The 14,772-nt window shown below is 63.1% G+C and carries 15 protein-coding genes and 1 tRNA gene; 8 read left to right on the top strand and 8 right to left on the bottom strand.

Going from position 1 to position 14,772, the window contains the following annotated elements; translation table 11 throughout:
• Positions 1 to 17: 17 nt before the first annotated feature.
• Both catC and catA read left to right on the top strand, forming a co-directional pair.
• A complete protein-coding gene (catC, locus tag OKW43_RS27970) occupies positions 18 to 308 on the top strand; it encodes a muconolactone Delta-isomerase (protein ID WP_429451013.1) in 291 nt (96 codons plus the stop codon).
• Positions 309 to 387: 79 nt separating this feature from the next.
• Positions 388 to 1,323, top strand: a complete 936-nt coding sequence (catA, locus tag OKW43_RS27965; RefSeq protein ID WP_429451011.1) for a catechol 1,2-dioxygenase — start codon at positions 388 to 390, stop codon at positions 1,321 to 1,323.
• Between the two features lie 299 nt (positions 1,324 to 1,622).
• Here catA and OKW43_RS27960 read toward each other — a convergent pair whose 3' ends face one another.
• The 4 genes from OKW43_RS27960 to OKW43_RS27945 form a co-directional block, all read right to left on the bottom strand.
• Positions 1,623 to 2,252: a riboflavin synthase gene (locus tag OKW43_RS27960; protein WP_429451009.1), complete on the bottom strand. Its 630-nt coding sequence runs from the start codon at positions 2,250 to 2,252 to the stop codon at positions 1,623 to 1,625.
• Between the two features lie 15 nt (positions 2,253 to 2,267).
• Positions 2,268 to 3,419, bottom strand: a complete 1,152-nt coding sequence (ribD, locus tag OKW43_RS27955; protein ID WP_429451007.1) for a bifunctional diaminohydroxyphosphoribosylaminopyrimidine deaminase/5-amino-6-(5-phosphoribosylamino)uracil reductase RibD — start codon at positions 3,417 to 3,419, stop codon at positions 2,268 to 2,270.
• 28 nt (positions 3,420 to 3,447) lie between these two features.
• Positions 3,448 to 4,731 (bottom strand): glutamate-1-semialdehyde 2,1-aminomutase, encoded by a 1,284-nt coding sequence (gene hemL, locus OKW43_RS27950; protein WP_429451005.1) that lies wholly within the window; start codon positions 4,729 to 4,731, stop codon positions 3,448 to 3,450.
• Positions 4,732 to 4,892: 161 nt separating this feature from the next.
• Entirely contained in the window at positions 4,893 to 5,363 is a 471-nt protein-coding gene (locus tag OKW43_RS27945; protein ID WP_429451003.1) for a hypothetical protein, read from the bottom strand.
• A gap of 260 nt (positions 5,364 to 5,623) precedes the next feature.
• Here OKW43_RS27945 and OKW43_RS27940 point away from each other — a divergent pair, with 260 nt between their 5' ends.
• The 6 genes from OKW43_RS27940 (at position 5,624) to OKW43_RS27915 (ending at position 11,561) form a co-directional block, all read left to right on the top strand.
• Positions 5,624 to 6,844, top strand: a complete 1,221-nt coding sequence (locus OKW43_RS27940; protein ID WP_429451001.1) for a Bcr/CflA family multidrug efflux MFS transporter — start codon at positions 5,624 to 5,626, stop codon at positions 6,842 to 6,844.
• Positions 6,845 to 7,058: 214 nt separating this feature from the next.
• Positions 7,059 to 7,289 carry a hypothetical protein gene (locus OKW43_RS27935; protein ID WP_187639043.1) on the top strand — a complete coding sequence of 77 codons (231 nt, stop codon included), beginning with the start codon at positions 7,059 to 7,061 and terminating at the stop codon, positions 7,287 to 7,289.
• Between the two features lie 65 nt (positions 7,290 to 7,354).
• A complete protein-coding gene (locus tag OKW43_RS27930) occupies positions 7,355 to 7,759 on the top strand; it encodes a RidA family protein (RefSeq protein WP_187639042.1) in 405 nt (134 codons plus the stop codon).
• Between the two features lie 453 nt (positions 7,760 to 8,212).
• Positions 8,213 to 8,431, top strand: coding sequence for a phage integrase central domain-containing protein (locus OKW43_RS27925; RefSeq protein WP_429450999.1), 219 nt, complete (start codon positions 8,213 to 8,215; stop codon positions 8,429 to 8,431).
• Between the two features lie 235 nt (positions 8,432 to 8,666).
• On the top strand, positions 8,667 to 11,150 hold the full coding sequence (locus OKW43_RS27920) for a glycoside hydrolase family 19 protein (protein WP_429450997.1): 2,484 nt from the start codon (positions 8,667 to 8,669) through the stop codon (positions 11,148 to 11,150).
• Between the two features lie 6 nt (positions 11,151 to 11,156).
• Entirely contained in the window at positions 11,157 to 11,561 is a 405-nt protein-coding gene (locus OKW43_RS27915) for a lysozyme inhibitor LprI family protein (RefSeq protein ID WP_187639040.1), read from the top strand.
• Positions 11,562 to 11,811: 250 nt separating this feature from the next.
• Here the strand turns inward: OKW43_RS27915 and OKW43_RS27910 are convergent.
• The 4 genes from OKW43_RS27910 to rph all read right to left on the bottom strand — a co-directional run bounded on the left by OKW43_RS27910 (position 11,812) and on the right by rph (position 14,591).
• A tRNA-Ser gene (locus tag OKW43_RS27910) sits at positions 11,812 to 11,901 on the bottom strand.
• A gap of 55 nt (positions 11,902 to 11,956) precedes the next feature.
• Positions 11,957 to 13,198: a radical SAM family heme chaperone HemW gene (gene hemW, locus OKW43_RS27905; RefSeq protein ID WP_429450994.1), complete on the bottom strand. Its 1,242-nt coding sequence runs from the start codon at positions 13,196 to 13,198 to the stop codon at positions 11,957 to 11,959.
• Positions 13,195 to 13,800 (bottom strand): RdgB/HAM1 family non-canonical purine NTP pyrophosphatase, encoded by a 606-nt coding sequence (gene rdgB, locus OKW43_RS27900; protein ID WP_187635680.1) that lies wholly within the window; start codon positions 13,798 to 13,800, stop codon positions 13,195 to 13,197. Before rdgB ends, hemW begins: the two co-directional genes overlap by 4 nt.
• Before the next feature lie 53 nt (positions 13,801 to 13,853).
• Positions 13,854 to 14,591, bottom strand: coding sequence for a ribonuclease PH (gene rph / locus OKW43_RS27895; protein WP_429450992.1), 738 nt, complete (start codon positions 14,589 to 14,591; stop codon positions 13,854 to 13,856).
• Positions 14,592 to 14,772 lie beyond the last annotated feature (181 nt).

Here is a 14,772-nt window from a genome sequence, read left to right as displayed (position 1 = left end):
ATCAAGAGGACTCAACGATGCTTTTCCATGTACGAATGGACGTGCACCTGCCGGCCGACATGCCAGCCGAAGTGGCGAACGAAATCAAGACGCGCGAGAAGGCTTACTCGCAGGAACTCCAGCGTAGCGGCAAGTGGCGTCATATCTGGCGCCTCGTTGGCGAGTACGCGAATTACAGCATCTTCGATGTACAGAGCAATGCCGAACTTCACGACATTCTGTCCGGCTTGCCTCTGTTCCCGTACATGAAGATTTCGGTGACGCCTCTGTGTCGTCACCCGTCGTCGATTCGGGACGACGACATCTGAGCCCAGGGGCCAAGCGCTGTTTGAAGGCGAGCGCATCCAAAGCCATCATTTTTCCCAATACAAACTGGAGACAGTCATCGTGAGCGTCAAAGTTTTTGAAACCAAAGAAGTGCAGGATCTGCTGAAAGCCGCTTCCAACGTCGATGCCGGCAATGGCAACGCACGTTTCCAGCAGATCGTTTTCCGTCTGCTGGGCGACCTGTTCAAGGCAATCGATGACCTCGACATCACGCCCGACGAAGTCTGGGCCGGCGTCAACTATCTGAACAAGCTCGGTCAGGACGGCGAAGCGGCGCTGCTCGCGGCCGGCCTCGGCCTCGAAAAGTACCTCGACATCCGCATGGACGCCGCCGACAAGGCGATCGGTCTCGAAGGCGGCACGCCGCGTACGATCGAAGGCCCGCTGTACGTCGCCGGCGCGACGGTGCGCGAGGGCGTCTCGAAGATCGACGTCAACCCGGACGAAGACGCGGGCCCGCTCGTGATTCGCGGCACGGTCAAGGATCTGGACGGCGAGCCGGTCGCGGACGCGATCGTCGAGTGCTGGCACGCTAACTCGAAAGGCTTCTACTCGCATTTCGATCCGACCGGCGCGCAAAGCGAATTCAACCTGCGCGGCGCGGTGAAGACCGGCGCCGACGGCAGGTACGAGTTCCGCACACTGATGCCGGTCGGCTACGGCTGCCCGCCGCACGGCTCGACACAGCGGCTGCTGAACGTGCTGGGCCGTCACGGCAACCGTCCGGCGCACGTGCACCTCTTCGTCAGCAGCGACGGCCATCGCAAGCTGACCACGCAGTTCAACATCGAAGGCGATCCGCTGATCTGGGACGACTTCGCCTACGCCACGCGCGAAGAGCTGATTCCGCCGGTCGCCGAGAAGACCGGTGGCGCGGCGCTGGGACTGAAGGCCGATACCTACAAGGACATCGAGTTCAACTTGACGATTACGCCGCTGGTAGAGGGTAAGGACAACCAGCTGGTCCATCGTCTGCGCGCTTCGGCCGAAGCGTAATCGCACGAGGGCGGCGGCGTGGCGACACGGCCGCCGCCTTTCGTTGCCCGGCTGTTGGGCGATCATCTGATCGAGCCCGACGCTTCACTCGCGCATATCGACCTCGAAAGCGATGTCGGTTTCGACGCTATCGGCGTCGAGCGTGCGGGCGCAAATGGGCCGGTGTGCGAGGTCGCGGGTGTCGACTATGGACGCCTCCACGCCGCGCTCAGCTACATGCGGAAGACTTGCTCGACCTCAGGTGCCAGGTGCGGTCGGAATCTGTCTGAGGCTGCGGCGGTCTCGGGCTGCTTCGCGAATCAAGACTGTCCTATGGGCGAAGCCGTCGACAACATCCGCTCCACATACCGCGCAATCAGATCGATTTCCAGATTCACCCGCGCGCCGTCGCGCAGATGCTTGAGCGCCGTCACCTGCACGGTATGCGGGATCAGATTGATCGAAAACTCGCAGCCATCGTCGCGGTCATCGACGGAATTCACGGTCAGGCTCACGCCATTGACCGTAATCGATCCCTTGTACGCCAGATAGCGGCCGATCTCGCGCGGCGCGAGAATGCGCAGCTCGTGCGATTCACCGACCGGCGCAAAACCCGTGACGGTGCCGAGCCCGTCGACGTGCCCGGACACGATATGTCCGCCGAGCCGGTCATGCGCGCGCAACGCTTTCTCGAGATTGACCTCGCCGGTTTCGCCGAGACCAGCCGTGCGGTTCAGGCTTTCGCGCGACACATCGACTTCGAACGAATGAGCGGTCTTCGCGACCACCGTCATGCAGGCGCCCTGGATCGTGATGCTGTCGCCGAGTTGCACGTCGGCGAGGTCGAGCCCGCCGGCCTCGACGTTCAGGCGCACGCCCGCGTCGCCGCCCGTGCCGAGCGGCTTGACTGATTCGATGCGGCCCACTGCCGCGACGATCCCTGTAAACATCGTGCTAGTCCTTGATCATTTCGAAACGGTGGGGGACACGGCGTCGGTCCCGGGTACGGCTGTCGGTGCGAAGCGCGCGAGGATCCGCAGATCGTCGCCGATCCGCTCGACCGTATGGAAATTCAGCTTGACGCGGTCTTCGAGCAGATCGGGCGAGGCCAGATTGAACATGCTCATCGAGTCCATGCCGAGCAGGCTCGGCGCGAGATACACGAGCAGTTCATCGACGCAGCCTTCGCGCAACAGCGAGCCGTTCAGCTTGTAGCCGGCTTCGACGTGCAACTCGTTGACGTTGCGCTCGCCGAGTATGCTCAGCATGCGCGGTAGATCCACCTTGCCGAACGCGTTCGGCAGCGGCACGATCTCGGCGCCGCGCTCGCGCAGTGCGCTCGCGCGTTCTTCGAGACGCGCATCGAACTCGCCGCAGAAGATCAGTGTCGGTGCGCCGGCCAGGATCTGCGCGTCTAGCGGCACGTCGAGCTGGCTGTCGATCAGCACGCGGTGCGGCTGGCGCGGCGTATCGACCGCGCGCACGGTCATGCGCGGATCGTCCTCGCGGACGGTGCCGATGCCGGTCAGGATCGCCGACGCGCGCGCGCGCCAAGCGTGGCCGTCGGCACGCGCCGCCGCGCTCGTGATCCACTGGCTTTCGCCCGACGGCAAGCCGGTGCGGCCATCGAGCGACGCCGCCACTTTCATGCGCACCCACGGACGGCCGCGCGTCATGCGCGACACGAAGCCGATGTTCAACTCCCGCGCTTCGTTCGCGAGCAGCCCGCAGCGAACTTCGATACCGGCTTCGCGCAGCATCGCGAGACCGCGGCCGGAGACCTGCGGATTGGGATCTTCCATCGCTGCGATCACGCGGCCGATCTGCGCTTCGATCAGCGCGTTCGCGCACGGCGGCGTGCGGCCGAAATGGCTGCACGGTTCGAGCGTCACGTAGGCAGTCGCGCCGCGCAGATCGTGGCCGCGCGAGCGCGCGTCCTTCAACGCGCGAATCTCGGCGTGATCCTGGCCGGCCGGCTGCGTAAAGCCTTCGCCGATCACTTCGCCGTTTCTGACGAGCACGCAACCGACGCGCGGATTCGGGTCGGTCGTGTACATGCCGCGCCTCGCGAGCGCGAGCGCGCGTTCCATATGGACGAAATCGGTTTGCGAGAACATCGGTGTCCGTTGTGGTGCGGTGTCTAGGTCAGCCCTTCAACGCTGCGAACGCGCCGCGCGCCGCATCGATCGTCGCGTCGATCACCGCGTCGTCGTGCGCGCTCGACACGAAGCCCGCCTCGTAGGCCGACGGCGCGAAGTACACGCCCGCGTCGAGCATCTTGTGGAAGAACGCGTTGAAGCGCGGCACATCGCTCGTCGTGACGTCGGCGAAGCTCGCCGGGACCGCTTCGCGGAAGTAGATGCCGAACATGCCGCCGAGCGCATCGGCCGCGAACGGCACGCCCGCCTCGCGTGCCGCCCGCGCGAGGCCTTGCGCGAGACGCGCGGTGCGCGCGGCGAGCGTGTCATAGAAGCCGGGCGCCTGGATCAGCTGCAGCGTCTTCAGGCCGGCCGCGACCGCGATCGGATTGCCCGACAGCGTGCCCGCCTGATAGACGCCGCCGAGCGGCGCCAGCTGAGCCATGATGTCGCGCCGGCCGCCGAACGCCGCCGCCGGCATGCCGCCGCCGATCACCTTGCCGAGACACGTGAGGTCAGGCGAGATGCCGTACAGCTGCTGCGCGCCGCCGAGCGCAACCCGGAAGCCGCACATCACTTCATCGAAAATCAGCACCGAGCCGTACTCGGCGCACAGGCGCCGCAATGCCTGCAGGAACTCGGGGGTCGCGCGCACGAGGTTCATGTTGCCCGCGACCGGCTCGACGATCACCGAGGCGATCTCGTTGCCGAACGCGCTGAACGCTTCTTCGAGCGCGGCGACGTTGTTGTATTCGAGCACGGTGGTGTGCTTCGCGATATCGACCGGCACGCCCGCCGAGGTCGGATTGCCGAAGGTCAACAGGCCCGAGCCGGCCTTCACGAGCAGGCTGTCCGCGTGGCCGTGATAGCAGCCCTCGAACTTGACGATGCGGCTTCGGTTCGTGAAGCCGCGCGCGAGACGCAGCGCGCTCATCGTCGCCTCGGTGCCGCTCGACACCATGCGCACCTGTTCGATCGACGGCACCAGCTTGCAGATTTCCTCGGCGATCTCGACTTCCGATTCGGTCGGCGCGCCGAACGAGAAACCATTCGCGAGCACGCGCTGCACGGCTTCGAGCACTTCGGGATGAACGTGGCCGAGGATCATCGGACCCCACGAGCCGATGTAGTCCGTATAGCGCTGGCCGTCCGCGTCCCAGAAGTACGGGCCTTGCGCGCGCTCGACGAAGCGCGGCGTGCCGCCGACGGAGCGGAAAGCCCGCACCGGCGAATTCACGCCGCCGGGGATCGTGCGTTGCGCGCGTTCGAAGAGGATTTCGTTTCTGGACATGGCAATGGCTGGAATAGGGAACACGGGTTGCGCAGCGGCGCAAAGGGGCTCGGACGATTCACGCGGGCACCTCGCGCAATGCTGGGATGGATCGAGAAATTGTACCGGAGTCGGCGCCGGCGGGCTGTGCGGGCGGGCGCTCACGGCGGCGCGTGTTTCGGCTAGCTGCCCGGGACGGTTATCGTCGGCGCTTTGCGCTTGCCGGTCAATTCGGCCCAGCGCTTCTCCAGCGCACCTTCGGCGATCGGTTTGATGATCGTGCCTGAGCTTTGCGCATCCCACGTCTGCACCGAGAACGGATGCACGCGCAGCTGATCGCGCGTGATGACCGGCGCGTCATGCGCATCGACGAGCCAGTCGTAGACGAAGTCGATGCACAGCCGGTGGCCGCGTTTGGTCGACGCGTCCGGGACTTCGTAGGGCGCGCGCGTCGCGTAGCCCGAGCCGAAGATGCCCTTCGGCTCTTGCGCGACGCGATGCAGGAACACGCGATCGCCGGGCAGGATGCCGCGCGCGAAGCCGCAGCCCCACACGTCGGCCACCGCGTCGCCGGCCGCCACGCGTTTCGCGATGTCGGGCAACTCTGGCCACGGCCACTTTTTCGGGCTCCAGATCAGCAGGAAGGCAGTCATCGCGGGTTCGAACGGGATCAGGGGAAACGTTGCGCGACGTCAAGCTGCGCATAGATAAGTGCGCCGGATAGCCAGGCAGCAGCTTAACAGATCGACGATGGATGCGGCGCGCGGCGTTGTCGCGCGACTTCAACGCAGCGCGGCACGTGCGCGGTCAGCGGATTAACCGTCGCGTACAATCGAGCCGGTCAGCCGATGACCGTTCCCGCTTCACGCGTTCCGCTGCCGATGCCGGCGCGGCGTTCCATCCGGATTTCCCCATGCCTCACGTCATCAAACGCCGGCCCGATGGCCGGCTGATCCTGTTGCTCGGCGCGCTGGCCGCGTGCGGGCCGATTTCCATCGACATGTATCTGCCGAGCCTGCCGACCATCGCGCAGGCCTTCGCGGTCGGCACGGGCGCCGCGCAATCGACGCTCACGAGCTTCATGTTCGGCTTTTCGATCGGCATGCTGCTGTACGGTCCGCTGTCCGATACGTATGGCCGCCGGCCGATCCTGCTTGGCGGCATCATCATGTATGCGCTCGCGAGCATCGCCTGCGCGCTGTCAGTCTCGATCGGCTCGCTGGTCGGCTTCCGCTTCGTGCAGGCGTTGGGCGCGGGCGCGGCGTCGGTGCTCGCTCGCGCGATCGCGCGCGACGCGCACGAGCCGGGCGACGCGGCGCGCGTACTGTCGATGATCGCCATCGTCACCGCGATCGGTCCGCTGCTCGCGCCGCTGATCGGCGGACAGTTGCTGCTGGTGGGCGGCTGGCGCGCCGTGTTCGTCGCGCTGACGCTGTTCGGTTCAGCGTGCGCGCTGACCGCATTTCTGAAAGTGCCGGAGACCTGGCCGCGCGAGATGCGCGCGCAGTCGGCGCTGCTGAAGTCGTTTGGTGCGTACGGCACGCTACTGCGCGATCCGGTCGCGTGGGGACATATGCTGTGCGGCGGCATGGCGTTCGCGTCGATGTTCGCGTACATCACGGCGACGCCATTCGTGTACATCGAGTACTTCCACGTCTCCGCACAGCACTATGGCTTCCTGTTCGCGCTGAATATCGCCGGCATCATGTTCGGCAATTACCTGAACACGCGGCTCGTGGGCCGGCTCGGGCCGGTGCCGATCATCTCGTTCGCGGCCACCGTGAGCTTCGTCGCGTCGCTGTTCGTGTCCATCGTGTCGCTGACGGGGTGGGGCGGCTTGTGGTCGATCGTGTTCGGGCTGTTCTTCGTCGTCAGCGTGGTGGGCGTGTTGTCCGCCAACTGCACGACCGATCTGATGCATCGCTACCCCGCCAACGCGGGCGCCGCGGCGGCCGTGTTCGGCGCGGTGCAGCTCGCGCTCGGCGCGTTGTCGAGCCTCGCGGTCGGACTGTGGCAGGACGGCACCCCGAAGGGCATGGGGATCGTGGTCGGCGCCGCGGGCTGCCTGTGCTTTGTCGGACGCTTGTTCGTGAGGCGCTGGCATGCGACGAAATCGCCGGTTGCGGCGGCGTGAGCGATGTTCTCGGTACTACGCCGTTTTCACTGCGCGAGCGCTGTGAAAACGGCGTGAAAAGTGTATGACGCTTGTGCTACCCCGGCTGCGAGGATCGGTCAACGCATGAGTTCACCCGGACCGTCTCCGGAAAAAACCTGGTGTTGCGCGCGCACCACCGTGCGCGGCAGTTTGCATTGCTATGATGAAGCCACTGTTCCTCGGAGCGGCAATCATGGCGATCAAAGACCTGATGAACGGCGAACGGCAGCATGCCGCATTCGCCGAAGCGCAACGGCTAGCCGACAGCGGCGCCTATTACGATTACACCGACATCGAATACGTGTTGCGCTTTGATCACGGTTTGACGGATGTATCGGCATTGCTCGATAGCCAGTTGATGCATCGCGATCTGAATCGTCGCTGCGCGGATGCGCGCGAGAAGCTCGAGATGGCGGACGCGTGATGCGCGCTCCGCCGTGAGCATCACGGCGATGAACCGCTCCGAGATTTTCACTTCTGGAGTGGTTGATGACCGATAGCACGCACGCCCCGCGATTGCCACACACCGACAACCCTGCCGCGCTCGCGAAACCCGGCGGTCACTACAGTCATGTCGCGGTGGCGAATGGCTTCGTGTTCGTGTCCGGGCAACTGCCGATCAATGCGCAGGGCGAGAAGCTCGCCGATGCGCCATTCGACGCGCAAGCCGAACAGGTTCTGGCCAATGTGAAGGCGGCGCTCGAAAGCGTCGGCAGCAGCGTCGCGCAACTGGTGCAGGTGCGCGTGTATGTCGTCGATGTCGAACATTGGGCGAGCTTCAATCAGATCTACGCGCGCTGGGCCGGCGACGCAAAACCCGCGCGCGCGGTCGTGCCGGTGCCGCAATTGCACTATGGGTTCAAGATTGAGGTTGAGGCGGTGGCGGTGGTTTAGCTCGTGATGGCGGGAGCGGGATGTGCGAATCTCCGCTCGCCTTTCGATGCCTGCCTGAAGTGTGTTGAGCAGGCGGCCGGTTTGAATTCAACACGTTCGAAACCGTCAGCGTTTTCAGAGTCGCTAAAGCAAAGCCACGTCATTCATGAGAAGTGACGGGGTTAGAGTGCCACGGAATCTGGCTCATGGCTAAGGCAGTTTGCCGACTTACCCACGCATTCGTTAATCGTACCGCCGAGGCGGGCGACTACTGCGGCCGCAATGGCCTGTATCTGCAAATCACGACGGCGCGCATCAAGTCCTGGACTGGGTCTCGGACCTCTGCGCACTGTCGGACTGGCCGACGCCCGCCAGCGTGCGCGCGAATGCTGGCGCCAGCTACTTGACGGCGTTGATCCGCTCGACGCCCAGCAGGGTGAGAGGACGGCGGCGAAGGTCGAAAAGGCAAGGGGCATGACGGTCGCCGCGTGCGCGACGTCTTATCGAACCGCGCTCGTCATGAAGGTGCTGGAGCCGATGTGCGCGACGAAAGCCCAAAACGCGTCGCGCATTCGCGGACGCATCGAACCGGTTCTCGACCGGGCGACGGTGCGCGGCCACCGCGACAAGCTGCTGCCGAAGCGCTGGAACGGCAGCGCGAGCCACACCAACCGAATGGCAACATGTTGTTGACGAAGCGTGGCGGCACGATGCGCAAAGAAAACTCAAGAAGGGTAGCGCACGGCTGGCGGACTTTGACCCGATACAAGCTCGACCGGTAGAGGACAACTAAGGCCACCGGCAGCAGCGAAGCGGCAGATTTTCATTTGACAATTGTTTGCATAAATTCAGAGCGCGCCGCATTGATGCTGGCCCTCGATCCGTCATAAGGTGGTGCGACCTCATCTATAAGGAGTGCACCGAATCCATGACGAGCAAGTCGGTACCGCATCACCCGCAAACGCCACCACCGCCCAGCCTCAAGCAACTGGCATTTGTCTTTCCCTTCCTGCGCAAGGCACAAGACAATGCCCGACCTTCAGTGCAGTTCACCGATGAGCACGAGATTTACCGGCTGCTGGCCTTGAACGAGCCGTCCGGCGCGTATCTCGTCAGCCGCAAGGGCATGTGGCACGGCGGGATTCACATCACCGAGGCCGGCGCTGGGCAGGCGCTCGATCTCGACGCGGGACTACGCTGCATCGCAAATGGCGTGCTGGTCGCCTATCGCGCCGACAGCGACTGTCCGATCAGCGAAGTGAGCGTGGACGGCAGCAACGTGCCGCTTCGGGCTCCCTACAGTACGGGCTTTGCTCTCGTGCGGCACGAGATGGAGTTTCCGCGCGGCACGAAGCTGACGTTCTACAGCCTGTACATGCACCTGATGTCGAACGCCGACTACGACAGCAATTTCCCGAAGCGGCAGAAACCGGCGTACTGGTCGCGGCAGTGGCGGGTGACGCAGTACGCGCAGGACAAGCCTCTGCGGGGTCGTGCTGGTCAGCTCGCGGACCCGTCGCAGGTCGGTTTGCAAGTGCGCAAGACGCCTAACGGCTCCGTTCTTGGCATCCTGCCGCAGGGTGCGAGCGTCAGCATAGGCAAGTCGGAGACGGTACAGGGTGCAGCATGGGGCCAGGTAACGCACCTGAATGGAGCCACGCTGTATCCGCCTGAGGCAGGCGGCCATGTCGCGCCTGCCGTGGCTATCAATCGCTGGATTTACCTGGGCATGCAGAATGGCGGCCCGGTTGCCGAAGAGCGCATCCCTGAGTCGAATTTGGATCGTGTGATTGTCACAACGGAGCAGACATGCAGCCCGGGCGATCCTCAGGGAACACAAGGCGGCGTCCCGATCAAGGCGGGCGACCTGATCGGCCACCTCGGCCGGTATGACTCGCTGAACGGGTGCACGTCCGGGACGCGGATGGCGCACATCGAGGTGTTCTGCGACGACAGCATCCAGCCGTTCCTCGAACAGGGCCGCGCATGGGTCAACCAGCACGGTCCGCACAAGGAGGACTGGGCGGCACTGGGCCTGCCGTCCGAGCCGACGATCCTGCGGATTGCACCGGGCACGGTGCTGCATCAGCGTACGCAGAACGATGAGTTTGTCCCCGGCGCAGACCCGCAGTCGAGAAAGACGGACACCGTCCAGGTGCATTCGCTCGCCGAACTGGCGCGTGACCCGAATCGACGGGTCCCCGAGCCGCATCCGCATCCCGATCCGGGTTACCCGGTGAGCTGGTGGCACGTACACGGGGTGAATGCCCAAGGTCAACCGGTCGACGGCTGGGTGTGCGACTTCAACCACCCGGGCGGCCGGGTGACGCCGGAATTCGCGCAGAAGTGGATCGACTTCGAGTGCCTGGCGGATGCCCATGATCCGGCGCATACGATTTTTGCGACCACCCGGAAGTGGGTGGATTATGCGAGCGGCGCCAATGTCGCGGACCTCGCTTCGCGTTCGAATCTCAGTCCGTTGATGCTCAAGGCGTACGACGCGCTGTTCAGGAAAGGCGATGGGAAGCAGGCAGCTGATGAGCTATGCATGCTGTCACAGACTGAGCGTGGCGGGTATCCGTGGCTGATGCAGGCGGCGTCCCGGCTGATCGTCAGGCACGAGAGCGAGTGGGCGAACCCGGAAAAATGGAAGCAGTTGATCGCCGAGTTGGAGAAGCAGACGGGGCCCAAGCCGCAGCACGAGGAAGAGCAGAAGCGCGTCGCCAAACTCGTGTGGTGGGATGAGGTGGCGGCTGGTGTCTCCGGGTTCCCCGACTCTGATGTGTATCACATAAATCCAATTGGGCTGGTGGGAAATTTCTTTAAATCGGCAAACAGTCTTGATGAGTTAATTCGAAAAATCGGGGATATCATTTCTGGTGGGGAAGGTGGCTACGAATCGTATAATTCTGGCGCCAAGGACGTTCCCGGTGGAAAGGTTGGTTATTCGCCCAGACATCCGTCGCCAGGTGCAGTTACTGACAAAACGATTAACGAAATAATTGGAACCGAGTCCTTGTCAGGCACTGACCACAATCGGCTCTTTGCAACTGGGAAATATCAGACGGTTATTTCTACCCTGCGCAACGCAAAAGTCGCAATGAATCTAACCGGCGATGAGAAGTACGATGCGGATATGCAGGAGCGTGTGTTCAGAGAGTATTTGATAGGCAAGGCCGGAGGGGGCGCACTTGCGGCATTTGTGAAAAACGGCGTTGGAACTGCGGATGATGCGCAATTTGCGGCAGCCAAAGAGTGGGCGTCAATTGCTGCGCCTAGTGGACGTGCAATTCAAGGTGGCAGAATATCGGATGGAACCCAGTCGTATTATGATTCTTCGGCCAATCGCGCATTTATGCCGTCGACAAACCAACTCAGAGACATATTGCTTTCTATAAAAAGTGGGGTTTAATGATTTATGAAAAATATGAAAATTCTCTGTGTTTTTTTCGTGTTGCTATCCGCTGTCGTCAATGCCGAGGACCGAAATTACTCACAACAATTCGCACGATGCAGTAAAGTAGCATCCAGCAGTGATGCGCAAGCTGATTGCGTTACTGCGGAGATTGCGGTGCAAAAGAAGCGACTAAATATCGCTTTCGCGAATGCAGCCAAAAAACTCGCGCCCGAGGATAAGACATATCTAGACAAGGTGCAGCACGAATGGATCACGTGGCGGGATGATAACTATAATTTTCTCGCCGAACATGTGTCAGGCTCTTTCGGTGCTACTCGGGGAACGAGCCTCGATTTCATGTTGCGGTCGGTGTTCGATAGGGCAAGCGAACTTGAGATGATGTCAGATGAAATGGGCGGAAATTAGATGTCGTGGCTTTGAATCATCGACGGTTGCATTAGCAGCTAATCGATAGTTCATGATATGCGCCGCCCAAGCTTCCATCATCGGGCGGCGCTGCCTCAAACGTATTTCGGTCTGACGCATGCCAAGAAAGATGAGACGCCCATACCGAGACCGCTTTATCGAGGTTGCCGACCGCGACGTGGTTATTTTGTGGGTCAAAAAAACGAAAGCCCCGTAAATCTTTGACTGTACGGGGCTTTTGCCTCGAATCTGGCGGAGGCGGTGAGATTCGAACTCACGGAAGGATTGCTCCTTCGCCGGTTTTCAAGACCGGTGCCTTAAACCACTCGGCCACACCTCCAAGCCGCAAATTGTAACCTGAAAAGACTTCGCTGCCGAGTCCAGGCGACCCGCCATCACTGCGGATCCTTCAGGAACAGCGCCTGCAGGTCGTTCAGGAACGCCTGGCCGAGCGGCGTCGGCGCGATCCGTTCGTGGTCGCGTGTGATCAGCTTGCGCCGTTCCGCTTCCTGCAACGCCGGTTCGATCGTCGTGATCGACAGACCCGTGCGTTCGATGAACCGATGCACCGGAAATCCTTCCACCAGGCGCAGCGCGTTCAGCATGAACTCGAATGGCAGATCGCGCGGCCCGACCTCGTGCTCTTCCTGCACGCTTGCACCGGCCTTGGCCTGCTCGATAAATGTGGTCGGATGTTTGTAGCGCGCCTGGCGCACGATACGATTCGGGAACGATAGCTTCGTATGTGCGCCCGCGCCGATGCCGAGATAGTCGCCGAAACGCCAGTAGTTCAGATTGTGTTTGCTCTGCCGATGCGGCCGCGCATACGCGGACACCTCGTAGCGCTCGTAACCGGCCTCGGCGGTGCGTTGATGAATCCAGTCCTGCATGTCCGCGGACGCGTCGTCGTCGGGCAACGCGGGCGGGAACTTTGCGAACAGCGTGTTCGGTTCGAGCGTCAGGTGATACAGCGACAGATGCGGCGGCGCGAACGACAGCGCCGTTTCCACGTCGGCCTGGCATTCGGCGAGCGATTGCTTTGGCAGCGCGAACATCAGGTCGAGGTTGAAGTTGTCGAACGTGGTCGCGGCAACTTCGACCGCATGGCGCGCCTGCGCCGCGTCGTGAATGCGTCCCAGCGCCTGCAGATGCGTTTCGTTGAAACTCTGGATGCCCACCGATAGCCGATTCACGCCGCTCGCACGAAACTGCGCGAACTTGTCCGCTTCGAACGTGCCGGGGTTCGCTTCGAGCGTGATTTCCGCGTCGGCGTCGAGCGGCAGCAACGCGCGTATATCCGACAGCATGCGGTCGAGCCCCGCCGCCGACAGCAGACTCGGCGTGCCCCCACCGATGAACACCGTATGCACCTGGCGGCCCCAGATCAGTGGCAAGGCCATTTCCAGATCCGCGCGCAGCGCGTCGAGGTAGTCGTTCTCCGGGAACGTCTCGCCTTTCCACTCATGCGAATTGAAGTCGCAGTACGGGCACTTGCGCACGCACCACGGAAAATGCACGTATAGCGCAAGCGGCGGCAGCGACGTCAAGCGGATGCTGCCCGGCGACGTGAACGCTTTGACGACACCTTTGCCAACTCGGTTGCCAACCTCGGCCGGCGTCGATCGGATCGGAATCACGCTTCCTCCGACAGACGCGCGAGCAGTTGCCGCAGCGCGATCGCGCGATGACTGCTGGCGTTCTTGACCGCGGGTTCGAGTTCCGCGGCGCTCGCGTTCAGCGAGGGCAGATAGAAGTACGGGTCGTAACCGAAGCCATGCTCGCCGCGCGGCGCGTCGAGGATTTCGCCATGCCAGCGGCCTTCCGCGATCAGCGGTTCGGGATCCTCCGCATGACGCACGAGTGCGAGCACGCAGTAGTAATAGCCGCGGCGGTCGCTCGCGTCCCGCAGTTCATCGACGAGGCGCGCATTGTTGGCCGCGTCGCTTTTCTCGCCGCCGGCGAGTTGCGCGAAGCGGGCCGAGTAAACCCCCGGCGCGCCGCGCAGCGCGCGCACGCAAAGGCCCGAGTCGTCGGCGAGCGCGGGCAGGCCGGTGAGCTTCGCCGCGTGACGCGCCTTGGTCAGCGCGTTTTCGACGAAGGTGGGATGCGGCTCTTCCGCTTCCGGCACGTTGAGCTCGCCTTGTGCGATCAACTCGATGCCGGCCGCGCCGAGCAGCGCCGCGAATTCGCGCAGCTTGCCCGCGTTGTTCGACGCCAGCACGACCTTTTTCAACGGCATGCCCGACGTTTCGCCGTGAGCCTCGTTCGTGCCGCTGTTCCGACGAGCCTCATTCACTGCTGCACTCCCAGCGCCTCTTTCTGCTTCGCGATCAGCGTGCTGATGCCGTCGCTTGCCAGATCGAGCAGCGCATTCATTTCTTCGCGCGAGAACGGCACGCCTTCCGCGGTCCCCTGAATTTCGACGAAGCCGCCCGCACCCGTCATCACGACGTTCATATCGGTGTCGCACTGCGAGTCTTCGTCGTAGTCGAGGTCGAGCACCGGCACGCCGTCGTACACGCCGACCGAAATCGCGGCGACGTAGTCGTTGATCGGCGAGCTTTCGATGCGGCCGGTAGCGAGCAATTTGGCGACCGCGTCATGCGCCGCGACGAACGCGCCGGTGATGCTCGCGGTGCGCGTGCCGCCGTCGGCCTGGATCACGTCGCAGTCGAGATTGAGCGTGCGCGCGCCGAGCTTCTCGAGGTCGAACACCGTGCGCAGCGCGCGGCCGATCAGCCGCTGGATTTCCTGCGTGCGGCCGGTCTGCTTGCCGCGCGCGGCTTCGCGGTCGCTGCGGGTATGCGTGGCGCGCGGAAGCATGCCGTATTCCGCAGTGAGCCAACCTTGGCCGCGGTCGCGCAGAAACGGCGGCACGCTCTCGCTGACGCTGGCGGTGCAGATCACCTTGGTGTCGCCGAATTCGACCAGCACCGAGCCCTCCGCATGTTTCGTGTAGTGACGCGTGATGCGCACGTCGCGCAACTGGTGGGGCTGGCGACCGCTGGGGCGTTGGGTGTCGTTGCTCATGTGGGATTGGGTCGGGATGGGCTGGAAGAGGGGCGGAGAGAATCCATAATTTTACCGCCGATCGGATAGGGCGGTTGCCTATACGGATGGCATGCACGGATGGCATGCAGAATTGCGGGCGACGAATGCCGCGCGAGTGCGTGAAGCATATCGTGCCGGCGAGCGGCAATGGATGGCAACG

It is taken from the genome of Paraburkholderia sp. WC7.3g, from assembly GCF_050436345.1.
In the GTDB taxonomy this organism is placed as follows: Bacteria; Pseudomonadota; Gammaproteobacteria; order Burkholderiales; family Burkholderiaceae; genus Paraburkholderia; species Paraburkholderia podalyriae.
This window is presented reverse-complemented; position numbering and strand designations above follow the sequence as displayed.